The 21,575-nt window shown below is 65.6% G+C and carries 21 protein-coding genes; 13 read left to right on the top strand and 8 right to left on the bottom strand.

Going from position 1 to position 21,575, the window contains the following annotated elements:
• Positions 1–42: 42 nt before the first annotated feature.
• The 7 genes from L2Y96_RS05100 (at position 43) to ptsP (ending at position 6,407) form a co-directional block, all read left to right on the top strand.
• On the top strand, positions 43–1,524 hold the full coding sequence (locus tag L2Y96_RS05100) for an RNA polymerase factor sigma-54 (protein WP_247333317.1): 1,482 nt from the start codon (positions 43–45) through the stop codon (positions 1,522–1,524).
• Between the two features lie 118 nt (positions 1,525–1,642).
• Positions 1,643–1,990, top strand: a complete 348-nt coding sequence (hpf, locus tag L2Y96_RS05095; protein ID WP_247333315.1) for a ribosome hibernation-promoting factor, HPF/YfiA family — start codon at positions 1,643–1,645, stop codon at positions 1,988–1,990.
• 129 nt (positions 1,991–2,119) lie between these two features.
• Complete coding sequence (gene hprK, locus L2Y96_RS05090) at positions 2,120–3,022, top strand: HPr(Ser) kinase/phosphatase (RefSeq protein WP_247336917.1); 903 nt, start codon at positions 2,120–2,122, stop codon at positions 3,020–3,022.
• On the top strand, positions 3,016–3,927 hold the full coding sequence (gene rapZ, locus L2Y96_RS05085) for an RNase adapter RapZ (RefSeq protein WP_425492539.1): 912 nt from the start codon (positions 3,016–3,018) through the stop codon (positions 3,925–3,927). Before hprK ends, rapZ begins: the two co-directional genes overlap by 7 nt.
• 37 nt (positions 3,928–3,964) lie before the next feature.
• Complete coding sequence (locus L2Y96_RS05080; protein ID WP_247333268.1) at positions 3,965–4,357, top strand: PTS sugar transporter subunit IIA; 393 nt, start codon at positions 3,965–3,967, stop codon at positions 4,355–4,357.
• Positions 4,350–4,619 carry an HPr family phosphocarrier protein gene (locus tag L2Y96_RS05075; RefSeq protein ID WP_247333258.1) on the top strand — a complete coding sequence of 90 codons (270 nt, stop codon included), beginning with the start codon at positions 4,350–4,352 and terminating at the stop codon, positions 4,617–4,619. Before L2Y96_RS05080 ends, L2Y96_RS05075 begins: the two co-directional genes overlap by 8 nt.
• 30 nt (positions 4,620–4,649) lie before the next feature.
• On the top strand, positions 4,650–6,407 hold the full coding sequence (gene ptsP / locus L2Y96_RS05070; protein ID WP_247333257.1) for a phosphoenolpyruvate--protein phosphotransferase: 1,758 nt from the start codon (positions 4,650–4,652) through the stop codon (positions 6,405–6,407).
• On the opposite strand, the gene L2Y96_RS05065 is transcribed toward ptsP, so the two are convergent.
• The 6 genes from L2Y96_RS05065 to L2Y96_RS05040 form a co-directional block, all read right to left on the bottom strand.
• Positions 6,404–6,781 (bottom strand): hypothetical protein, encoded by a 378-nt coding sequence (locus tag L2Y96_RS05065; RefSeq protein ID WP_247333255.1) that lies wholly within the window; start codon positions 6,779–6,781, stop codon positions 6,404–6,406. The genes ptsP and L2Y96_RS05065 overlap by 4 nt on opposite strands.
• Before the next feature lie 257 nt (positions 6,782–7,038).
• Positions 7,039–7,491, bottom strand: coding sequence for a hypothetical protein (locus L2Y96_RS05060; RefSeq protein ID WP_247333253.1), 453 nt, complete (start codon positions 7,489–7,491; stop codon positions 7,039–7,041).
• Between the two features lie 96 nt (positions 7,492–7,587).
• Positions 7,588–7,872 carry an addiction module antidote protein gene (locus L2Y96_RS05055; protein WP_247333251.1) on the bottom strand — a complete coding sequence of 95 codons (285 nt, stop codon included), beginning with the start codon at positions 7,870–7,872 and terminating at the stop codon, positions 7,588–7,590.
• Positions 7,872–8,105, bottom strand: a complete 234-nt coding sequence (locus tag L2Y96_RS05050) for a type II toxin-antitoxin system RelE/ParE family toxin (RefSeq protein ID WP_247333249.1) — start codon at positions 8,103–8,105, stop codon at positions 7,872–7,874. Before L2Y96_RS05050 ends, L2Y96_RS05055 begins: the two co-directional genes overlap by 1 nt.
• Positions 8,106–8,385: 280 nt before the next feature.
• Complete coding sequence (locus tag L2Y96_RS05045) at positions 8,386–10,857, bottom strand: acyl-CoA dehydrogenase (protein WP_247333248.1); 2,472 nt, start codon at positions 10,855–10,857, stop codon at positions 8,386–8,388.
• Positions 10,858–10,901: 44 nt separating this feature from the next.
• Positions 10,902–11,777 (bottom strand): alpha/beta hydrolase, encoded by an 876-nt coding sequence (locus tag L2Y96_RS05040; RefSeq protein ID WP_247333246.1) that lies wholly within the window; start codon positions 11,775–11,777, stop codon positions 10,902–10,904.
• A gap of 140 nt (positions 11,778–11,917) precedes the next feature.
• On the opposite strand from L2Y96_RS05040, the gene L2Y96_RS05035 reads away from it, so the two are divergent.
• From L2Y96_RS05035 to L2Y96_RS05015, 5 genes are all read left to right on the top strand, one after another.
• The gene (locus L2Y96_RS05035; RefSeq protein ID WP_247333244.1) at positions 11,918–12,505 is read left to right on the top strand and encodes a TetR/AcrR family transcriptional regulator; all 588 of its coding nucleotides are present in this window, start codon (positions 11,918–11,920) and stop codon (positions 12,503–12,505) included.
• A gap of 97 nt (positions 12,506–12,602) precedes the next feature.
• Positions 12,603–14,393: a phosphoenolpyruvate carboxykinase (GTP) gene (locus L2Y96_RS05030; protein ID WP_247333242.1), complete on the top strand. Its 1,791-nt coding sequence runs from the start codon at positions 12,603–12,605 to the stop codon at positions 14,391–14,393.
• A 145-nt stretch (positions 14,394–14,538) separates the two neighbouring features.
• Positions 14,539–15,096: an RNA polymerase sigma factor gene (locus L2Y96_RS05025; RefSeq protein WP_247336914.1), complete on the top strand. Its 558-nt coding sequence runs from the start codon at positions 14,539–14,541 to the stop codon at positions 15,094–15,096.
• Complete coding sequence (locus L2Y96_RS05020) at positions 15,093–15,515, top strand: hypothetical protein (protein WP_247333240.1); 423 nt, start codon at positions 15,093–15,095, stop codon at positions 15,513–15,515. The genes L2Y96_RS05025 and L2Y96_RS05020 overlap by 4 nt, the downstream gene beginning before the upstream one ends.
• Positions 15,516–15,544: 29 nt before the next feature.
• Positions 15,545–16,456 (top strand): DUF4097 family beta strand repeat-containing protein, encoded by a 912-nt coding sequence (locus L2Y96_RS05015; protein WP_247333239.1) that lies wholly within the window; start codon positions 15,545–15,547, stop codon positions 16,454–16,456.
• A gap of 43 nt (positions 16,457–16,499) precedes the next feature.
• On the opposite strand, the gene L2Y96_RS05010 is transcribed toward L2Y96_RS05015, so the two are convergent.
• Entirely contained in the window at positions 16,500–17,462 is a 963-nt protein-coding gene (locus tag L2Y96_RS05010; protein ID WP_247333236.1) for a hypothetical protein, read from the bottom strand.
• A 276-nt stretch (positions 17,463–17,738) separates the two neighbouring features.
• On the opposite strand from L2Y96_RS05010, the gene L2Y96_RS05005 reads away from it, so the two are divergent.
• Positions 17,739–20,636 (top strand): bifunctional diguanylate cyclase/phosphodiesterase, encoded by a 2,898-nt coding sequence (locus L2Y96_RS05005; RefSeq protein ID WP_247333235.1) that lies wholly within the window; start codon positions 17,739–17,741, stop codon positions 20,634–20,636.
• A gap of 42 nt (positions 20,637–20,678) precedes the next feature.
• On the opposite strand, the gene hslO is transcribed toward L2Y96_RS05005, so the two are convergent.
• Complete coding sequence (gene hslO / locus L2Y96_RS05000; RefSeq protein ID WP_247336911.1) at positions 20,679–21,563, bottom strand: Hsp33 family molecular chaperone HslO; 885 nt, start codon at positions 21,561–21,563, stop codon at positions 20,679–20,681.
• Between the last annotated feature and the right edge of the window lie 12 nt (positions 21,564–21,575).

Raw genomic sequence — 21,575 nt, 5'->3', positions numbered from 1 at the left:
GCGTGGGGTTACGATGGGTTGTAACCCGATCTTGCGAAGGTAATGAAACCTGGACTTCAGTTTCGCCTGCATCAGCAGCTCACGCTGACGCCACAGCTCCAGCAGGCCATCCGCCTGCTGCAGTTGTCGCAGCTGGAGCTTGAGGCCGAACTCCGCCAGATAGCGGAAAGCAACCCACTCCTCGAGTTCGCGGAAGATGCCGAATCCGAGCCCGAGGCTGCGGAAGAATCCGCCAGCTTCGACGAGGCCATGGAATACCGGGCCCGCGACGAGCAGCCCGCCAAGGCCACCCGCGAGGAAGAATCCACCGCGTCGCCTTCCGAGGATCTCGCCCCTGAATGGGACGACGACCGTTTCCACGGCGAGGCGGGGGATTACGCCGGCGCGCCGTCGCGTAACGGCGGCGGCGATGAAGAAGGCTTCGAGCCCCAGAACGCCGCGCCGGAAAGCCTCCAGCAACACCTGGAATGGCAGCTCAACCTCTCGCAGTTCACGCCGCGCGACCATGCGATCGCCACCGCGATCATCCACGTGCTGGATGAGGACGGGTACCTGCGTGACGGCCTGGAGGCGGTGCAGAGCGCCCTGCGCGAGTTCCATTGCGACCTCGACGAGATCGAGGCGGTGCGCAAGCGCATCCAGCGCTTCGACCCCACGGGCATTGCCAGCCTCGACCTGCGCGATTGCCTGCTCTGCCAGCTGAGCCAGTTCTCGGACGAGACGCCCCAGCGCAACCTGGCGGTACGCATCGTCACCGACGAAATCGAGTTGCTGGCCCGCAACGACACCAGCAAGATCGCCCGGCGCCTGAAGGCGGCCGAGGCCGATGTCGCCGTGGCCGCCTCGCTCATCCGCAGCCTCGATCCCCGCCCGGGCGCGGCGCTTGACGCCACCCCGGTGGAATACGTGGCGCCCGATGTCTACGCGCGGCGTGAGAACGGCCGCTGGCGGGTCAGCCTGAATCCCGATGCCCAGCCCCGGCTAGGCCTCAACCAGCATTACTGCAACCTGATCGCCCGTGCCCGCGGCGATGACGCCACGTGGATGAAGGGCCAGCTGCAGGAGGCCCGCTGGCTCCTGAAGAGCCTGCAGTCGCGCGCCGAGACCCTGACCAAGGTCGCCGAGGTCATCGTCCGTCGGCAGAGCGCCTTCCTCGATTACGGCCCCGAAGCCATGCACCCCCTGGTCCTGCGCGAGGTGGCGGAGGAAGTGGGCATGCATGAATCGACCATTTCCAGGGTAACCACGCGCAAGTACATGCATACGCCGCGCGGTACCTTCGAGCTCAAGCACTTCTTCTCAAGCGGCGTCGCTACGGAAGACGGTGGCAGCGCGTCTGCCACGGCCATCCAGGCCATGCTGCGCAAACTGGTCACGGCGGAGGATCCGCGCCGCCCGCTGTCCGACCAGGCGCTCGCGGAGGAATTCCATCGACGCGGTATTCAGGTCGCACGCCGTACGGTGGCCAAGTACCGCGAGGCGATGCGGATCCCCAGTTCCAGTGAACGCGTGCGAGCCGGTTAAGCCACACGCGGAACCCCATCGGAGGATCACGGTCCCACGTTTGAAAGGTTCAGGAGCGGCAATCGCCACTCCCCTCTCGCCGCCCCAGCGGCGGCACCCTCAGTAAGAAGGAGGCGTCATGCAAATCCAGATCAGCGGCCAGCACATCCAGATCACCCCTGCCCTGCGCGAGCGCGTGGAACAGCAAATTGGCCGCTTCGAACGCCTTTTCGACAACATCACCGCCCTGGACGTCGTGTTATCCGTGGACAAGGCCGAGCATAAGGCCGGCGGCACGCTCCACTGTTCGGGCACCCGCCTCCACGCCGAGGGCCTGGCCCGCCAGCAGGACGGCACGATCAGCGACCGCATGTATGCCGCGATCGACGAAATGATCACAAAGCTGGCCGACCAGCTGAAGAAGCATAAGGAAAAGCTCAAGGATCACCACAACAGCGAGGTCCGCGAGGCCCGCGCCGCCACCTGAAGCCCCTGAGCGGGCCTGTGGCACAATATAAGCAAGCCGGCACCCCCGTGTGCCGGCTTTCTTTTTGACAGGAACCCCCGCGTGGATCGGCTTACCGCCCGACAACTCTTCGACGGCGTCCATGAACGCATGGCTTTGCGCTGGGTCGCAGGCATGCGGGGCGAATCCCGTGTCCTGGAGCCGAATACCAAGCAGAGCCGCCGCCCGTCCCTGGTCGGCTACCTCAACGTGATCTACCCCAACAAGGTGCAGATCATCGGTACCGAGGAGCTCAACTACCTCGACGGCCTGGATTCGCGCCAGCGCTGGGAGGCCATCCACAAGATCGCCGCCTACCAACCGGCTGCACTCATCGTCACGAAGGACCAGGCGATCCCGCCGGATCTTCGCGAGGTGGCTGAAGAAACCGATACCCCACTCTGGCAAAGCACCAAGCGCGGCCACGAGCTGCTCACCTACCTGCAATACCACCTGGCACGCACGCTTGCCCCGCGGGTCACCCTGCACGGCGTGTTCCTCGAGGTGTTCTCCATCGGCGTGCTGATTACCGGCGACCCGGGCTCGGGCAAGAGCGAGCTGGCGCTGGAACTCATCAGCCGCGGCCACCGGCTCGTCGCCGACGATGCCACCGAGTTCACCCTGATCGCCCCGGATGTCATCGACGGCGCCTGCCCCGAGCTGTTGCAGGACCTGCTCGAAGTGCGCGGCCTCGGCGTCCTCAACATCCGCGAGATGTTCGGCCATACCGCCGTCAAACCATCGAAGTACCTGCGCCTGGTCATCCATCTCAAACCGATGAAGGATGGCGAGGAAACCGACGCCATGACCCGCCTCACCGGCGATGTCAGCCGGCGCAACGTGCTGGACGTGGACGTGCCCAAGATCACCATCCCCGTGGCACCTGGTCGCAACCTGGCGGTGCTTGTGGAGGCGGCCGTGCGCAACCATGTACTGAAGAGCAAGGGCATCGATCCTGCCCAGACCTTCATCGACCGGCAGGCGCACCAGATGCGCCGCTTCTCTCCATGGTGAGTGCGGTGAACAACGAGCTACCCAAAGGCCCCATCGTCGAAGCCGGCGCCATCCACCTCGTCGTCCTCACCGGCATGTCCGGCGGCGGCAAGACGGTGGCCCTGCGTGCGCTGGAGGACCTCGAGTTCTACTGCGTCGACAACATGCCCGCGGAGCTCATCCCGCAGCTGGTCGCCGCCGTCAGCCAGGGTGAACACGGCCCGCGCCGACGCATCGCCGTGGGCGTGGATGTGCGCAACCGGCGCTCCGACCTGGAGCGGATGCCGCATGTGCTGTCCGAGCTCTCGAGCGCTGGCGTACACGTACACCTGATCTTCCTGGATAGCCGCGATGACGTGCTCATCAAGCGCTATTCGGAAACGCGCCGCCGCCACCCGCTGGCCGCCGAGCGCCTTTCCCTGGCGGATTCCATCGCCGAAGAGCGCCGCCTGCTCCGCCCGCTGGTCTCGATCGCCGAAAAGGTGATCGACACCTCCGAGCTCAATGTGCACCAGCTGCGCCGCCTGTTCGCCACCGGCTATGCGGCCGCCAGCGATGGCACCACGCTCCTATTCGAATCGTTTGCCTACCGGCGCGGCCTGCCCTCGGATGCGGATTTCGTGTTCGATGCGCGCTGCCTGCCCAACCCGCACTGGGACCCGCGCCTGCGCCCGTTCTCAGGCAAGGACCAGCCGGTTCGCGAATATCTCGACGCGCAGCCCATCGTGGGCGAGTACTATGCCGACGTGGCGCGCTGGCTGGACACCTGGCTGCCGCGCTTTGAGGGCGAGGACCGCAGCTATGTCACGGTCTCCATCGGTTGCACGGGCGGTCGCCACCGCTCGGTGTACCTGGTGGAGCGCCTGGCCCGGCATTTCCGCGAGGGACGCGGCAACGTACTCACTTTCCACCGCGAGCTCGAATGAGCAACCTAGCTACCCCCATCCATCCGAGGCACCTGTCATGAGCGTTGGCGTGCTCCTGATGACGCACGAAGCCGTAGGCCAGGCACTGGTCTCCGCCGCGCGTCATGTCATGCCCAAGCTGCCGCTCACGGTCGATGCCGTGGAGGTACCTCCCGGCGCCGATCCCGACATCATGCGTTCGCTGACCGCGAAGCATGCGCGCGAGCTGGATACCGGTGACGGCGTGCTGGTGCTGGCCGACCTCTATGGCGCGACCCCCTGCAATATCGGGCTCTCGCTGGGCGCGCTGGGCGTAAAGCTCCGCTGCGTCTCCGGGCTGAACCTGCCGATGCTGCTGCGGGTCCTCAACTACTCTGAAAAATCGCTGCCCGAACTGGCGGAAGTCGCCGCCACCGGGGGCCGCGGAGGGATCTTCATCGATCATGCTTGAACAGGAAATCACGGTATCGAACCGGCTCGGGCTGCACGCCCGCGCATCTGCCAAGCTCGTCCAGCTGGTGAGCAGTTTCAAGTCCACCGTGCACCTGATCAGCAAGGGTCGCGAAGTGAACGCGCAGAGCATCATGGGAGTCATGATGCTAGCCGCAGGCATGGGTACCCAGCTGGTGGTGCGCGCCGAAGGCGATGATGAAGCGGCCGCGCTGGCCGCCGTCATCGCCCTCTTCAACAACAAGTTCGACGAAGGGCAGTAACAGCATGGGCGCCAGGGGGGCGATGTACGCATGAGGTATCAACTGACCGGCAACGCCGCATCCCGGGGCATGGCCCTGGGCCGGGCGCGTCTGGTCCAGCCGAGCTTGTATACGGCTGACATGCGCATGCTCGAGGACGCCGAGATCGCTCCCGAGCTCGACCGCCTGCACAAGGCCCTGGACAACGCCCGCGCCGAGCTGCGCGAATTGCGCGGCAAGCTGCACGGCGCGCTCGCCCGCGAAGTAGGCGATTTCATCGATGCGCATAGCCTGCTGCTCGATGACGAAGAGCTGCTGCGCGGCCTCGATGAACTGATTTCCGTCGGCCATTACACCGCCAGCGCCGCGCTCAAGATGCAGCGCGATCGGCTCGCGGCGGTGTTCGATGCCATGAACGACCCGTACCTGAAGAGCCGCGGCGAAGATATCGACCAGGTCATCGGCCGGGTCATGTCCGCCCTCTTCCAGCAATCCAGCCGCGAGGAGCGCAAGCTCGCCGCGCGCGTGGGCGAGATCATCGTCAGCGACACCGTCGCGCCCGCCGACATGGCCAGCCTCGCTGGGCAGGGCATGCTCGGCGTCGTCGCCAGCGCCGGCAGCATCTATTCGCACAGCGCCATCCTGGCCCGTAGCTTCAACCTGCCGATGCTGGTGGGCACGAAGGATGCGCTCGCCACCATCAACGATGACGACCTCGTCCTGATCGATGCCGAACACGGCGAGGTCATCGTCCACCCGACCGCGCAGGACCTGGCCCGCTATCGCCAGTGGCAGCGCCAGGCCGCCGCGGAAGGCCGCCGCCTTGCCGCGCTGGCCTCCGCCCGCACCCTCACCCGCGATGGCGCCCACGTGCGCCTGTACGCGAATGCCGAGCTGCCGGGCGATGTCACGCTGGCCCGCGCACGCGGTGCCGACGGCGTCGGCCTTTACCGTTCCGAATTCCTGTTCCTGCGCCAGCGCGGGCTGCCGAGCGAAGACGAACAGTTCGCGGCCTACCGCGACGTCGTTCTTGGCATGGGCGGCCTGCCCGTCACCATCCGCACGCTCGACCTCGGCGCCGACAAGGCCGACGCCGCCGGCCTCGCCATCCGTGGTGAAGAGAACCCGGCGCTCGGCGTGCGCGGCATCCGCCTTTCGCTGCGCTATCCCGATATTTTCCTGGTGCAGCTGCGCGCCATCCTGCGCGCTGCGTGCTACGGGCCGGTGCGCGTGCTCGTGCCCATGGTCACGCACCTCGGCGAACTCACCGAAGTCCGCCGCCTGATTAAGAAGGCCCGCGAGCAGCTCTCGCTCGAAGGCCACGAACTACCCGAGCGCCTCGATATCGGCGCCATGATCGAAGTCCCCGCCGCCGCCATCGGCGTCACCTCGATCCTGCAGAAAGCCGACTTCCTCGCCATCGGCACCAACGATCTCGCCCAGTACACGCTGGCCGCCGACCGCAACAACGACGCACTGGAAGGCATCTACGACCCGTTGCAGCCGGCCTTCCTGCGCCTGATCGCCCACGTGATCAGCTCGGCCCGCCGCGCGAAAAAGCCGGTAAGCCTCTGCGGCGAAATCGCTGGCGACACCCAGTTCACCGCACTGCTGCTCGCTATGGGCCTCGAAGAATTCTCGATGCACCCTGGGCAGCTACTGCAGGTCCGCGACCGGCTGACCACCCTCGACTGCGCCGCGCTACGCCGGGCCGCGCCGCACCTGTTCCGCGCACATACGCGGGATCAGGTGGAAGAGCGGTTGCTGGCGGTTGTGGCGAAGCAGGATGGGTGCGCGGGCGCGGCCTAGAACTCGTCGCGTCCTCCGAACAGACATCGCATGGTGGCGGTTACATTTCGTTTCTCGAGCACCATGATCAGCGTGTTATGCACGTAATGACACACTCCGGTGTCGTCGGGCATGCTGTATGGCTCCACGCGTCCATCGAAGTCAACGACCATTTCGCCCCGAGCCACGTCCAGCTTCAGCGTCGCACCGATGGGCCACGGGTAATCCTCAAGTATCCGATGATTGGCCAGCAAATCATCCATGTCCTGCCGCATGACATCCAACATCGCTTGCCGCTCCACAGGAGTCATCATGGCAAGGGTCTTCGGAGGCACCCCGTCGGCTAAAGCAAGTTGAGCCATGGTTAGGCTGGCGACTGCAAGGATTGAAGACACGCTGCTTCTGAAAACTCTCCGCTTCATCGACTCATTCCTACGACGCCGCGCATCGCGGCCATGAAATGATCGAGGCACACGGAATCGAGTTCAGTCACCGAAGCCCGCGACAGTCCGAAAGCCGCATCGGCCGCTACATGTCAGCGTCGACTGACAACGACGTAGGGCTTGCACGCCTCAGCGATCGAATCGACGGACCGCAAGCATGACGCAAGGGGAGCACGTTACAAGACACACCGCCAGCATCTTCAAGTCAATCACATGTCGGAAGCGGGCATGGATGCCCGAGATTCCGAGGGTGATTCCGCAGTGCGATAGCCCGAGCAAACAGCTAGAAAGATCGCCGCATTCGCAAGCCCGAAGATGGCCCCGTAAGCGGTACCCGTCCACGAAAGAGCGAGCATCCCCGCAACTGCACCGTAACCACACACCGGTGCCCAGCGAAGCGCATTTCGACGGCGCAACCAAAGCGCAAACGGCAAGCCAACGACCAGCGTAACGAAGGCCGACACAAACCACGCGAAACAAAAGAACAACAGCAAGGGATAGAAACTGTCACGCCAGGGATAAGGAAAAAGCGCCGTTACATAGGCCAACGCAAGAAGGGGCGATGCAAAGGAGCACGCCGCAGCGGCATGCGACAGGTGGCGTTCGGGGATGGAGTTCGCTGGTTTCGACATTTCCAGCAAGGTAGCCGACAGGTATGGCATGAAGGGCTACGCATTGTGGCGTGATCAGGGCGAACTAGCTGTCGGCTGCGGACATCGCGTGGCGCGCTGCCATGGCACAACCGACGTGACTTCCAATCATGCCGCGCGAAGATGGAAACCCAGCGCGCGCATCACACGCATTACCGTGGCGAATTCGGGATTCCCATCCGTCGCCAAAGCTCGATAGAGTCCCTCGCGAGAGATCCCGGCGGCCCGGGACACCGAACTCATGCCACGGGCTCGGGCGATATCACCTAATGCAGCACGGACGAGGCTCCCGTCACCGGGGTCTTCCTCCAGGCATGCATTTAGGTACGCAACCTGATTGGTCTCCGTATGAAGATGATCGACGGGATCCCAACGCGTAAATTTTTCTTTCATCAGCTCTCGCCCCATGAGTTAGCGATGTCATGCGCCTTGCGGATGTCCTGCTGCTGGGTCGACTTGTCGCCCCCACATAGCAGAATGATCAAATCGCCGCGCCGCTGCATGTAGTACAGGCGATACCCGGGGCCGCAATCGATCCGCGCTTCTCGAACACCCCCACCGACATGCTTGACGTCACCAAAGTGACCGAGCGCCATACGACGAAGTCGCGCATCAATGCGCAGCATGGCGAAGGGGTCCCGGACTCTGGCGTGCCAACGCCTGAACGTCGTGGATTGTTTGATTGCGTACATTCCGCAACCGTAACCCATAGATTACGCCTGTGACCCATGGACTACAACGGCCGCGCACGATCCTTACGAAACGTGGGGGCGGCCGGAACAGGCCACTATCTGTGTGCGGCGAGGGCGAGGCCAAGACATCGTTCGGCAGGCGAAACATCCACCGGAAACAAAAAAGGGCCGGCGATTAAGCCGGCCCTTCCCGTCACTCAGCTATCGAACGCCATCAAGCCGCGCGCGACGCTTCCATCTTCTCCGCCTTGGCGGCAACGCCCGCCTTCAGCTCATCGCTATCGAAGTCATCCACCGAGATGAACTCGGCGACGGCATCGCGCACGCGCTGCAGCAGCTCGCGCTCGGCAGCGGTGATAGCACCGAGCTTCTCGGCCTCCGCCAGCTGCTCGTTGTAGGTGTGAGCGTGGAGCTGGCCACCCTTGAACGCCTTGAGGAACTTGCGCTCCACCGGCTCAGCCGCGATCACATCCGGCAGCACCGCGTTCATGCGGCCCACGGTGTTGTTCGCCGTCGGGGTCAGGTAGCTCCACGTCGTCAGGCGATCACGCGCTTCGCTCGGCGCGGTGATCAGCGCAGCGACGCGGCGGCCCAGGCGATCGGACGGCGGCACTTCGCGGCGGCCGAACGGGAACACCAGCGCGCGGAGCAACCACGCCACCGGGCGGGCCGGGAAGTTACGAATGACGCCATCGAGCGCCATCTGCATGCGCCACACGCACTCGTGGAACGCCCAGGCCAGCAGCGGACGATCCGCTTCCGGGCGACCGGTGTCTTCATAACGCTTCAGCATGGCGCTGGCGATATAGAGGAACGACAGGGTATCGCCCAGGCGAGCCGAGAGCTTTTCCTTGAACTTCAGCTTGCCACCCAGCACGCCCATCGAGACGTCCGCGCACAGCGCCAGCGCCGCCGAGTAGCGGTTTAGCTTGCGGTAGTAACGGCGGGTGTACGCATCGCCCGGGGCATCACCGATGCGCGCGGCGGTCAGGCCGAGCACGAAGCTGCGCACCGCGTTCGAGAAGCCGAAACCGATGTGGCCGAACAGGGCCTTATCAAAGGTCTTCAGGCGCTCACGGTAATCCGAGATGTTCAGCGCCTGCATTTCCTTGAGCACATAAGGATGGCAGCGGATCGCACCCTGGCCGAAGATCATGAGGCTGCGCGTCATGATGTTCGCGCCTTCCACCGTGATCGCGATCGGCACGCTCTGCCAGCCGCGACCCATGTAGTTCTTCGGGCCGAGGATCACGCCCTTGCCACCGTGCACGTCCATCGCATCGGAAGCGATCTGACGGCACCATTCGGTAGCGTGGTACTTGGCGATGGCCGACGGCACCGCCGGCTTCTCACCGCGATCTACCGCAGCCGCCGTGGCACGCGACAGCGCCTGCGTGGCGTAGGTCAGGCCGCCGATACGGGCCAGCGCTTCTTCCACACCCTCAAAGCGGCCGATAGCCAGGCCGAACTGCTTACGCATACGAGCGTAGGCGCCGGTGGCGGCGACGGCCATGCGCGACGCGCCGGTGGCGTTCGACGGCAACGAGATGGCGCGGCCCACGGAGAGGCACTCGACCAGCATGCGCCAGCCCTGGCCAGCCATGTGCGGGCCGCCGATCAGCACGGACAGCGGGACGAACATGTCCTTGGCGTGGATCGGGCCGTTCTGGAACGGCGTGTTGAGCGGGAAATGGCGGCGGCCGATTTCCATCCCCGGGGTTTCGCGCGGCAGCAGCGCCAGCGTGATGCCCAGGTCTTCCTTGTCGCCCAGCAGCTTGTCCGGGTCGTACATGCGGAACGCGAGGCCGACGATCGTGGCGACCGGAGCCAGCGTGATGTAGCGCTTGTCGAAGGTCAGGCGGATACCCACTGTCTCTTCGCCGTTGTGCATGCCTTTGGTGACGATGCCGAAGTCCGGAATCGACGTCGCATCCGAACCAGCGTACGGACCCGTGAGGGCGAAGCACGGTACTTCGCGGCCGTCGGCCAGGCGCGGCAGGTAGTGGTTCTTCTGCTCATCGCTGCCGTAGTGCATCAGCAGCTCGCCTGGGCCGAGCGAGTTGGGCACGGCCACGGTGGAAGCCAGCGTCTGCGACATGCTGGAGAGCTTCTGCAGCACGGCCGAGTGGGCCAGCGCGGAGAAGCCCAGGCCGCCGTAGCTCTTCGGGATGATCATGCCGAAGAATTTGTTCTTCTTGATGAAGTCCCACACTTCCGGCGGCAGGTCGGCCAGCTCGTGGGTGATCTGCCAGTCGTCGATCATGCCGCAGAGTTCTTCGACGGGGCCGTCAAGGAAGGCCTGCTCTTCCACCGACAGTTCCGGCTTCGGCTGCTTAAGCAGCTCCGACCACTTCGGCATGCCCGAGAACAGCTCGCCTTCGAACCCGACGGTGCCGGCTTCCAGCGCGGTCTGCTCGGTTTCCGAGAGCTTGGGCGTGACCTTCGCGAACATGGAGAGCAGCGGCGCGCTGATCTTCTTGCGGCGGAAATCGACCATGAGCAGCGGCACGGCGACGAGCGCCAGCAGCACCAGGAGGATGACGGTGGTGACCGGCGCACCGGCGAGGAAGCCGACGACCAGGGTCGTGGCCGCCGTGGCGATGGCCCACGTCTTCAGGGACGTGCGGTGGTAGGCACATGCACCAGAGGCAATCAGTGCCGCCAGTACAACCAGGATCGCAGACATGGGTATCACCTCGTAACGTCGTCGTAGTGCTTAAGGGGTGTTGCTTAAAGGGTTTGCATGAACGCTGCGATTTCGCGTGTGAACGCGTCGTTCGCATCGCCGGCGACCATGTGCGTGGCATCGGCGAGCGATACGTGGCGCGCATGGGGAACCAGGCGGAGGAATTCTTCAACGGTGTGGCTGGAGACCACATCGCTGTGGGCGCCAGAAAGCAGCAGCACCGGCACCTGCACGCGCGCGGCGGCGGCGAACAGGCGGGGCTGGTAGCGCTCGCTTTCTTCGACCAGGCCATCGAGCAGGGCCGGGTCCCAGTGCCAGCGCAGGCGGCCGTCGGCTCCCTGGCGCAGTAGCGGCTTCAACTGGTCTTCGGTCTTGCGCTCACGGCGCTGCGGCAGGTACGCCCCGATCGCCGAGGCGGCCTCGTCGTAGCTGGCGAAACCGTCGGGGTGGGCGCGCATGAAACCGAGGATACGTTCCACGCCGCGGGTTTCCCATCGCGGCGTGATATCCACCAGCACGAGTGCCGAGAACGGGCATTCGCCATCCGCTTCGCCCGCCGCGACGAGCGAAAGCAGGCCGCCCATCGAAGCACCGACCACGACCGGACGCGGGCCACCATCAGGGGTGGCCTCCTCGGTGACAGTCAGGAGATCGGTGACGAACTGCTCCATGTGGTAATCGCCGCGCGGCTCGCGCTCGCTTTCACCGTGGCCACGGGCGTCGAACGTAACCGCCGAAAAGCCCTGCGCCGCGAGCGCCCGCGCGCTACCCGCCCAGGCGTGGCGGGTCTGGCCGAAGCCGTGGGCGAACACCAGCGCGGGCTGGCGCTCGCCTTCCCAGCGCTCACCAGCCAGCAACAGGCCGTCCAGCGCGGTTAGCCGGAGGGGCGAGGAAAGGGCGATAGTGGGCTCTGCAACCATACGGGCGAGTATGTGTGGGTCAGGAGGCTGCGTCAATACGGCTCCGTACGGTCACGTAACGCACGGAAAGTCAAGGTCTTACGCAGCACGTACGGGAGCGGATGGATTGCAAATAAGCCACTACCGGCTACCATGCGGCGATGAACGATGCCAAGAACGAACGAGTCCGCCTCTCCGCTGAAGATTGGGAGGATGGCGCGCTGGCCTTGATCGCCGAGCAGGGCGTGGGTGCACTGGCCGTAGAAGCGCTCGCCCGCCGCCTCGGCGTGACCAAGGGTAGCTTTTACTGGCACTTCCGCACCCGCGAGGCCCTGCTCCAGGCCGCGCTGGAACGCTGGGAGGAATTCGGGGAGCGCGAGGTGCTGGCGGAGATCGAGCGCATTGTCGATCCGCGCAAGCGCCTGCCGGAATTGTTCCGCCGCGTCGCCCACGAGCTCCAGCCGCACCGTGTCTATGCGGCCCTGCTGAAGGCGCTGGACCATCCGCAGGTCGTGCCGGTCATGGCCCGCGTTTCGCAGCGGCGCATGGAATTCCTGACCCGCATGTACGAGGAAGCAGGCCTGGAGCCCGTCACCGCCCTACACCGTGCACGCCTTACCTATGCGGCGTACGTCGGCTTCCTGCAGCTCAATTTCACGCTGGGCCTGCCGCGCCTGTCCCACGAGGAGTTCGATGCCTACGTGGAACACGTGATCAGCACGCTGACGCCCGACAAGCCCGCGGAATGACCTGAACGGCGCCGCAAATTTGCTGCGCCGTGCCTTGTAAATACCACGAACCGCAAACTACTGTCTCTACAGGCAATTACGTGGAGACCACACCGGTATGGGTTCGCAAGGCAGTTCACTGGAAGCACTGAATCGATGGGTTGATGATGTCGCACGCCTGACGGAGCCCGCCTCCGTCGTGTGGTGCGATGGCTCCGATGCGGAGTACGCCCGCCTCGTCGAAACCATGCTCGCCAGCGGTGATCTTCTCCCGCTCAACGAGAAGACCAACCCACGCAGCTACCTGCACCGTTCGCACCCGTCGGATGTGGCGCGCGTGGAGCACCTGACCTTCGTGTGCACGCCGGAGGAAGACGACGCCGGCCCGAACAACCACTGGATGGCCCCGGCCGACGGCCACGCGAAGATGGACGCCCTGTTCGAAGGCGCCATGCGCGGGCGCACCATGTACGTGATCCCCTACTGCATGGGTCCGATCGATTCGCCGATCGCCCGTTGCGGCGTCGAGATCACCGACAGCCCGTACGTCGTCGCCAACATGCGCATCATGACCCGCATGGGCGCAGCGGCGCTGGCGCGCATCGAGCGCGAAGGTGTATTCGTGAAGGGCCTGCACTCCACCGGCGAACTCGATCCGGAACGCCGCTTCATCATGCATTTCCCCGAAGAGCTCTCGATCAAGTCGTACGGCTCGGGCTACGGCGGCAATGCGCTGCTCGGCAAGAAGTGCCACGCGCTGCGCATCGCCAGCTACCAGGCGCGCAAGGAAGGCTGGCTCGCCGAGCACATGCTTATCGTCGGCATCGAGAATCCGCAGGGCGAGAAACACTACATCGCCGCCGCATTCCCCTCGGCCTGCGGTAAGACCAACCTGGCCATGCTCATCCCCACCGGCGGTTACAAGAAGGACGGCTGGAAGGTGTGGACGGTCGGCGACGACATCTGCTGGATGACCCCGGGTGCCGATGGGCGCCTGTGGGCGATCAACCCGGAAGCCGGCTATTTCGGCGTGGCGCCGGGCACCGGTGCGGGCACCAACCCGGCCGCACTCGCCACGCTCGGCCACGATGCCATATTCACCAACACGGCCATCACGGCCGATGGCCGCCCCTGGTGGCAAGGCCTGGGTGAAGGCGAACCGGTGACCGACTGGCAGGGTCGCCCGTTCGATGCCGCCAACGGCCCCGCCGCACATCCGAACTCGCGCTTCACTGTCTCCGCAAAGCAGTGCCCCAGCTGGGCACCGGAATCGGAAGACGCTAGCGGCGTTCCCCTCTCCGCCATCGTGTTCGGCGGCCGCCGGCCCTCGCTCGTACCGCTGGTCTTCGAGGCGAAGGACTGGGCGCATGGCGTCCTGGTCGGCGCTTCGATGGGTTCCGAAACGACGGCCGCGGCGACCGGGGCCGTCGGCGTACTGCGCCGCGACTCCATGGCGATGAAGCCGTTCTGCGGCTACAACTTCGCGGACTACTTCGCCCACTGGCTGTCGTTCGACAAGCCCGGTGCGAAGCTCCCCCGCATCTTCCACGTGAACTGGTTCCGCAAGGATGCCGACGGCCGCTTCATGTGGCCCGGCTACGGCGAAAACCTCCGCGTACTCGACTGGATGATCCAGCGCGTCGCAGGCCACGCCACGGGCAAGGCCACACCCATTGGCGTCGTGCCGGCCAAGGGCGAGCTCAACACCGACGGACTGGACGTCAGCCCCGCGGTGGTCGATGAGCTGCTCCATGTGGATGTCGACGGCTGGGTCGAGGAGCTGAATGCCATCGGCACCTACCTCGACGGTTTCGGCACCCGCATGCCCGAGCGCCTGAAGGCCGAACGGGCCCGGGTCAGCGAGGCCCTGGAAGCCGCCGTGGAGCGCCGCGGCGAACGGGTAGCCTGACGCCCTTGCCCCTGTAGGAGCGCGCTAGCGCGCTCCTACAGGGGCCCCGGTCACATGGCGGTCTCGTGACCGATTAAACCGTTTTACCCGTGGCGGCATCCAAGCTGGCAAGATGAACGCCCTATGCCTCGCCGCCACTTCCTTCATGCAGCCTGAGCTGCCCGTCGCCACGACGTCGGATGACGACACTGTGCGCGCGGCGAAGGCCGGCGACCGCAAGGCCTTCGAAATCCTGTACCGCCGCCACGCCGATCGCGTGTACGGCGCCGTGCTCCGCCTGGCCGCCTTCGACCACGCCCGCGCGGAAGACCTCACCCAGGAAGCCTTCATCCGCGCCTGGCAGAAGCTGGACAGCTTCCGCTTCGAGAGCGCGTTCGGCACCTGGGTTTACCGGCTGGCGGTCAACGTGGCGCTCATGTCCATACGCGCCCGCAACGCCGATCCCGTCAGCATCGTCGACGACGAACATCTGCCGGACATCACCGACCCCGATCATCCGCTGCGCGCCATCGAGCGCGATGAACTGGAAAAGGCCATTGCGGGTTTACCCCCGCGGGCCCGCGCCGTCCTCGTGCTGCATGACGTGGAAGGCTGGAAGCACGAGGAGATCGCCATCGAACTGGAGATGGCGGTCGGTTCCTCAAAAGCACAGTTACACCGTGCGCGCGGCCTGCTCCGCCGCGTGCTGGGAGAAAGGCCATGAACGAACTCGATTACCTGCGCCAGATGCGCTCACTCAACCGCCCTGCCGCGCCCCGACGCGACCTATGGGCGGATATCGAAGCCCGGCTCGATGAAGCCCCGGTGGCCACGGCACCGTCGCGACACCGACGTGCACAGCCCTGGCTGATGGCAGCCGCCATCGCGGCGGTCGCCGTCATCAGCGGCGGCATCGGCCTGCATCTGGCGCCCGGCGGCAGCGATGCCATCGCCGAGGCCCACACGAACTGGAAGCCCGCCGATCCGCGCCTTACGGGTGCCGCGGTGGAACTGGATGCCGCTCGCATGGAGCTCACCCAGGCCATGCAGGATTCCCCGCAGTCCGCCGCACTCCAGCGGCTGCTGCAGAAAACCGAACGCCAGCGCGATCGCCTGCGCAACATCGATAAGCAGGCCGGCTAAAACCGCGACCAACGCCAGGATCCATCCCCATGAAAACGCTCTACCTCACTCCCCTGCTGCTGGCGCTGTCGATCGGTCAGGCGTATGCCTCGACACCGATCAACCTGTCGAAAGATATCCGGCCCACGGCAAAGATCAGCATCGACAACACCAAGGGTGAAGTCACGGTCACCGCCTGGGACAAGAACCAGGTGCAGGTCACCGGCACCCTCGGCGATGGCGCGAAACCGCTCGAACTGGAAGGCGACGGCGGCAACATCGATATCCGCGTAGAAACCGGCAGCGGCAAGAACGGCTGGTTCGGCAGCTGGGGCAATGACACCCGCATGCAGCCCACCGTCCTGAACGTGCGCGTGCCGCGCTCCGTGCAGATCGACATCAACGTGGTCAGCGCGCCCGTCAGCATCGACGGGCTCGACGGCGGCAAGGTCTCGGTCGATTCCGTAAGCGGGCGCATCCGCGCCAACGTGCGCTCACCGGATGTCAGCATGCAGACGGTCAGCGGCACGATCGACCTGGCCGGCAAGGCTGGCAAGGCCGATCTGCAGACGGTGTCTGGCGACATCACCGCACCGTCGATCAGCGACAAGATCGAGGCGCAGACCGTGTCGGGCCGCATGACGATCGGCGGCGGTCCGTGGAAGGATGCGAACTTCAGCACCGTATCGGGCGACACCAAGATCCTCGGCGGCATCAGCGATGGCGGCAAACTCACGGTGGATTCCATGAGTGGCGATGTGGAACTCGGCCTGCCGGGCAACACCTCGGCGCGCCTGGAAGCCTCCACCTTCAGCGGCGACCTGCGCAGCGATTTCGGCACCCCGACCAAGGGTGATGATGGTCCGGGCAAAGAGCTGAAGACGACGATCGGTAGCGGTGCCGGCAACATCCACCTGGAGGCGTTCAGTGGGGATGTGAAGGTTCGGCGGAACGGGAACTGAGGGGATCGCCACCAAAAAAAGCCGCGAATCTCGCGGCTTTTTTTTATAGATCCTGGTGGTACTGCACGTACGGCGTACGTGACTGATCGGGCTCACGCAAGTTGGGCCCGGCGGCGGGCTCACCCGAACCCGAGGACCACACGTTCTGCGCACCGACCGACAGCTCACCGCGCCACGGCAGGCGGAAGGTGACACCCAGGTCGATGGCGTTCCAGCGACGGTCGCCATTGAGGGCGTTTACCGTACCGGCTTCCGGCTGCATGGTGCGGCCGGTGATGGCGCCATACAGCGGACCACGATCAACACCGAGGCTAAGCGACTTCTGGTCGACGGCCCCCATGCCAAGCAGGTTGCCTGGCACCAGGCGGACCCGGCCCACGCTGGCGCCAAGATCGATGCCACTGCGCGTACCCAGTTCGAGGCGGCCGTGGGCATTGAGTTCGGTGCTCGAGGAAAGTGCACTGAACGGCAGGCCCGACGCGGTGGTGAGGCCCGGCACGACGCGCGGAAGCGCGGCGCCCGCACCCGTGGGGCGCGACGAACCCACGCCGATACCGACGCTGTAGCCGGCACCGCTGTACGTGGCACCGACTTCGCTACCGACGATACGCGGCGGCGTACCCGGCGTGCTGCAGCGATCGCCGCTGCGCGCGGCGGCAGCCGGCGTACCACAGGATTCCGACGAATTGATCCAGCTCTGCCCGCTGACGTTGGCGTGCGCGGAAACGCGCGGGCCGAGATCGTACTGGAGGCCGCTGGACAGGAACGGGCCCGACTGCACGGGGCGTACGCCCAGCGGATTGGTCGTATCGGGGCGGCTTTCCGTCGTCGCGGAAAGCGTGCGGCCGTCATCCGAACGCCACAGCGGCACGTTGCTCTGGCCGGCATCGCCCTCCACGGGCGCCGCCAACAGGCGGGCCGGCGAGGTATCCGAACCCACAGGCACGACCTGCCCTGCCGCGGCGAGCGGCATGAACAGCAACGTGGTGAGCAAGGACTTACGCATGGCGACCGTAATCAACCGTATCTACAAGGGTGGCTGGCTTTCCCCGTTCCCCCCGCACCAGCCATGGCGGGATGGCGTCAGCATACCCCATTTTACTTTTTACTAACACCCAATCAGGGGCCTCTTAAGAAAAAAGCTGGGCTGCCGTTTATGCAGATAAGGGGAGAAGCCACGGGGGTGGCGCAGGCGCCGTGAGACTGGCGCCCCGGCGCCCCGTCGCGCCTTGGCCTGAACGCATATAGACTCAACCGACCACGACCGGAAACCACGCAGGCGATGACCATCGCTCCATCACAAAGCCCCTCGTTGCAGGCGCCCGGTCACGGCGAGATCGAGCCCTTGCACGATGCCGTGGAGCGCCTGTTGCGGGCCGCGGACGCCGAGAGCGTGCGCAATGAATGCGAAGCGTTTGCCCGCTGCCTGCTGCCGGAGGCCCGTATCGCCTGGCGCGATGCCGCCGGCGCCGGGCTGGAGCAGGGCCCGCAGGCCGTCGAGCTGGGGAGCGATCCGCAAACCGAGCGTTTCCTCGAACTGCATACCACCGAGCAGGATGCCGCGCCCTGGGCCGACATGATCGGCTGGCTCGGCCGCCTGGCCACGGCCCGGCTGCGTCAGCTGGCGGAAACCGCGAACCTTTACGAAGCGATCTCGCGCCTGGCCCTGGCCGAGCGGCTCCAGCGTGCGCTCTACGCCATTGCCGAACAGGCAGGCGCCGAGCACAACATGAACGACATGATGAGCGCCCTCCACGGCATCGTGGGCAGCCTCATGTACGCCGAAAATTTCTTCATCGTGCTGTACGACGCGCAGAACCGCACGGTGCGCTTTCCCTACTTCGTCGATTCGGTCGATCCGGATATCCCGGATCCTGAAGGTATCCGCCCCATCGAGGCCATCGAGAACACGCTCACCTGGCATGTGCTGAAGAGCGGCAAATCGATGATGGGCGCCAGCACCGAGCTGGAGAAGAACCTGCCGGGTCCCCGCGTGCCGATCGGGCCGCCCAGCGACGACTGGCTCGGCGTGCCGATGAAGCGCGGTGACGATGTGGTCGGGGCGCTGGTGGTACAGAGCTACCGCCCGGATACCCGCTATACGCAGAATGATCGCGAGCTGCTCACCTACGTGGCGCAGCATGTGCAGACCGCACTGGAGCGCCGCCAGGCCCACGAAGAGCTGGAGCGTCGCGTCACCACGCGCACGGCCGCCCTGCGCGAGGCCAACCGCGTGCTGCGCCAGCAGGTGCTCCAGCGCCAGCGCGGCGAACGTCTCCAGGCCGCACTTTTCCGCATCGCCGAGCTGGCCAATACCTCGGACAGCATCGAGAATTTCTACGCCGCCGTGCATCGCGTCATCGGTGGCCTGCTCTATGCGCGCAACTTCTACATCGCCCTGCTCTCCGAAGACCAGAACAAGCTGACCTTCCCGTATTCCGTCGATGAACTCGATGGTGTGCGCGAACCGCGCGAACTGGGCCGGGGCCTCACGGAATACGTGCTGCGCAATGGCAAGGCGCTACTGGCGGATCGGGAGGAGATCGATCGCCTCAATCGTGAGCAGGTGCTCCAGGCCAGCGGCGCGCGTTCACTGCACTGGCTGGGCGTGCCGCTCATCTGGAACGAGAAATCGATGGGCGTGCTCGCCGTGCAGAGCTACACGCCCGAGCACACCTACAGCGCACGCGACCAGGAGCTGCTCACGTTCGTGAGCTACCACATCGCGAACGCCCTGCAGCGCAAGTACACGACCGAATCGCTGAAGCAGGCCTACGCCAGCCTCGAACGCCGCGTCACCGAGCGCACCCGCGCGCTGGCCCTGGCGAACCGCGACCTGCGCGAGCAGATCGCCGAGCGCGAGCGCGTCGAGCGCCGCCTCAAGTACGAAACCCTGCACGATTCGCTCACCGGCCTGCCCAACCGCACGCTGCTCCTGCAGCGGCTCGAGCAGGCGCTGAACCACTACCGCGAAACCCCGACGGATCTTTTCGCCGTCCTGTTCATCGACCTCGACCGCTTCAAGGTGATCAACGATTCGGTTGGCCACCTCGTTGGCGACGATCTGCTTTTCCAGGTGGGTGGCCGTGTGCGCGCCTGCCTCAAGACGCGCGACGTGGTCGCACGCCTGGGCGGTGATGAGTTCGCCGTGCTGGTGGAAGGTATTACCGATCCGGCGGCCGCCACGCATATCGCCGAGCGCATCATCGCGCAGCTGCAGACCCCGTTCCGCCTGGGTGCGAAGGAAATCTTCACCTCGGCGTCGATCGGCATCGCATTGCCCACCCCGGATTACACCCGGCCGGAAGAGCTGCTGCGCGATGCGGATTCGGCCATGTACCGCGCGAAGGCTGAAGGTCGCCATCGCGCCGCCGTGTTCGATGACCGCCTGCGCCGCGAGGCGTTGCTGTTGCTCGAGCTCGAGGGTGACCTGCGCCGGGCGATCGCCCGCAATGAGTTCGTACCGTTCTTCCAGCCCATCGTGGACCTGGAAGAAAACCGCGTGGTGGGCTACGAGGCGCTGCTGCGCTGGCGCCACCCGGAACGCGGCCTGCTACCGCCTGCAGAGTTCCTGGCCGTGGCCGAAGACACCGGCTGCGCCGAAGCCATCGACTGGCAGATCTTCGAGCAGGTCGCCCGCCAGGCACGGGCGCTCACGCGCGACGAAGGCTTCATCAGCATCAACGTGAGCGGTAGCCATTTCCGCTCGCCAAACCTCGACCAGCGCCTGCTCGATCTTTTCGCCGAGCATCAGGTGCCGGCACGCTGCATCCGCGTCGAGGTCACCGAACGCGCCCTGCTCGAGAACCCGGCCCAGGTGAAGCGGATCCTGGAAAACCTGCGCCACCATGGTGTCGGCGTCGCGCTCGACGATTTCGGCACGGGCTATTCGTCGCTGAGCTACCTGCACCAATACCCGATCGAGACGCTCAAGATCGATCGCTCGTTCGTGATCGAGCTGCCCGCCGAGGAAAGCGAGGGTCACAGCACGGCCGTCGTCCGCGCCATCCAGGCACTGGCCAACTCGCTGCGGATGCAGGTGATCGCGGAAGGCATCGAGACGGAATCGCAGATGCGCGCCCTGCGCCGCATCGGCTGCCGGTTTGGGCAGGGCTTCCTGTTCGCCCAGCCGGCGCCGGCGAGCAAGTGGCTGGGCTCGCCGCTCTCGTTGGACGCCTAGCGGGGATCGCGCGCAAGCGCGATCACGCCGCCACGGCGGCCGTTATTGCAGGGTCTGCGGCGCCGGCGGTGTATCCGGGCCAGCGAGCAGTTGCTCCGCATCGACGCGGTCGAACGCGTAGCGCGTGGCGCAGAACTCGCAGATCACTTCGATTTCGCCGTCGCGATCCTTCAGGGCGGCCTCGACTTCCTCGCGGCCCAGCGCACGCAGCATGCCTTCCACGCGCTCGCGCGAGCAGGTGCAGCCGAACGCCAGCGGCCTCGGGTCGTACACGAGCACGCCTTCTTCGTGGAACAGGCGGTACATCAGCTCTTCCGGACGCGTCGAGAGCATCTCCTGCGCACCCAGGGTCGCCGTGAGGTGGCCCACCCGCTCCCACGCGTCGTCGTCCGCATCCGCCGCGCTGTGGCCACCCTCGCCCGGTACGGGCTGGAGCATCAGGCCCACGGCATGCTCACCGTCCGCAGCCAGCAGGATACGGGCAGGCAACTGCTCCGAGCGTTCGAAGTAGCCCTCCAGCGCGTCACGCAGCGAGGACGTGTCGTCCAGCGTCACCACACCCTGGTAACGCCCTTTTTCAGCGTGGCCCACGGTGATCGCCAGCATCGCCTCATCGAGCGAGACGAGATCGACCTTGTCGCCCAGGGTCTTCGCATCGCGCAGGGCTTCCGCGTTGAAGCGCGCCAGGCCGCGCACGCGGCCCTTGTCGGTGGTTTCGGCGAACAGCAGGCGCACGGCGCCCTGGCTCTTGAACTCCAGCGACAACGAGCCCTCGAACTTGATATTGCCCGTGAGCAGCGCACTGGCCGCCACAGCCTCGCCCAGCGTATTCCGCAGGGCTTCCGGGTATTCAACGCGTGATGAGATCTCCTGCCAGCTGTGGCCCAGGCGCACGAGCACGCCGCGCACGCCCGCCTTTTCGAGCATGAAGCGGTGCAG

It is taken from the genome of Luteibacter aegosomaticola, assembly GCF_023078475.1.
Lineage (GTDB): Bacteria > Pseudomonadota > Gammaproteobacteria > Xanthomonadales > Rhodanobacteraceae > Luteibacter > Luteibacter aegosomaticola.
This window is presented reverse-complemented; position numbering and strand designations above follow the sequence as displayed.

Coding starts and splice junctions, on each gene's coding strand:
- L2Y96_RS05080 (WP_247333268.1), top strand. CDS start 3,965: ATGAGCGTTGGCGTGCTCCTGATGACGCACGAAGCCGTAGGCCAGGCA.
- hprK (WP_247336917.1), top strand. CDS start 2,120: ATGGCTTTGCGCTGGGTCGCAGGCATGCGGGGCGAATCCCGTGTCCTG.
- L2Y96_RS05010 (WP_247333236.1), bottom strand. CDS start 17,462: ATGCGTAAGTCCTTGCTCACCACGTTGCTGTTCATGCCGCTCGCCGCG.
- L2Y96_RS05030 (WP_247333242.1), top strand. CDS start 12,603: ATGGGTTCGCAAGGCAGTTCACTGGAAGCACTGAATCGATGGGTTGAT.
- L2Y96_RS05020 (WP_247333240.1), top strand. CDS start 15,093: ATGAACGAACTCGATTACCTGCGCCAGATGCGCTCACTCAACCGCCCT.
- L2Y96_RS05060 (WP_247333253.1), bottom strand. CDS start 7,491: ATGCCATACCTGTCGGCTACCTTGCTGGAAATGTCGAAACCAGCGAAC.
- L2Y96_RS05015 (WP_247333239.1), top strand. CDS start 15,545: ATGAAAACGCTCTACCTCACTCCCCTGCTGCTGGCGCTGTCGATCGGT.
- L2Y96_RS05035 (WP_247333244.1), top strand. CDS start 11,918: ATGAACGATGCCAAGAACGAACGAGTCCGCCTCTCCGCTGAAGATTGG.
- rapZ (WP_425492539.1), top strand. CDS start 3,016: ATGGTGAGTGCGGTGAACAACGAGCTACCCAAAGGCCCCATCGTCGAA.
- hpf (WP_247333315.1), top strand. CDS start 1,643: ATGCAAATCCAGATCAGCGGCCAGCACATCCAGATCACCCCTGCCCTG.
- L2Y96_RS05050 (WP_247333249.1), bottom strand. CDS start 8,105: ATGCTGCGCATTGATGCGCGACTTCGTCGTATGGCGCTCGGTCACTTT.
- L2Y96_RS05075 (WP_247333258.1), top strand. CDS start 4,350: ATGCTTGAACAGGAAATCACGGTATCGAACCGGCTCGGGCTGCACGCC.
- L2Y96_RS05055 (WP_247333251.1), bottom strand. CDS start 7,872: ATGAAAGAAAAATTTACGCGTTGGGATCCCGTCGATCATCTTCATACG.
- L2Y96_RS05025 (WP_247336914.1), top strand. CDS start 14,539: ATGCAGCCTGAGCTGCCCGTCGCCACGACGTCGGATGACGACACTGTG.
- L2Y96_RS05045 (WP_247333248.1), bottom strand. CDS start 10,857: ATGTCTGCGATCCTGGTTGTACTGGCGGCACTGATTGCCTCTGGTGCA.
- L2Y96_RS05040 (WP_247333246.1), bottom strand. CDS start 11,777: ATGGTTGCAGAGCCCACTATCGCCCTTTCCTCGCCCCTCCGGCTAACC.
- hslO (WP_247336911.1), bottom strand. CDS start 21,563: ATGCTCGAAAAGGCGGGCGTGCGCGGCGTGCTCGTGCGCCTGGGCCAC.
- ptsP (WP_247333257.1), top strand. CDS start 4,650: ATGAGGTATCAACTGACCGGCAACGCCGCATCCCGGGGCATGGCCCTG.
- L2Y96_RS05005 (WP_247333235.1), top strand. CDS start 17,739: ATGACCATCGCTCCATCACAAAGCCCCTCGTTGCAGGCGCCCGGTCAC.
- L2Y96_RS05100 (WP_247333317.1), top strand. CDS start 43: ATGAAACCTGGACTTCAGTTTCGCCTGCATCAGCAGCTCACGCTGACG.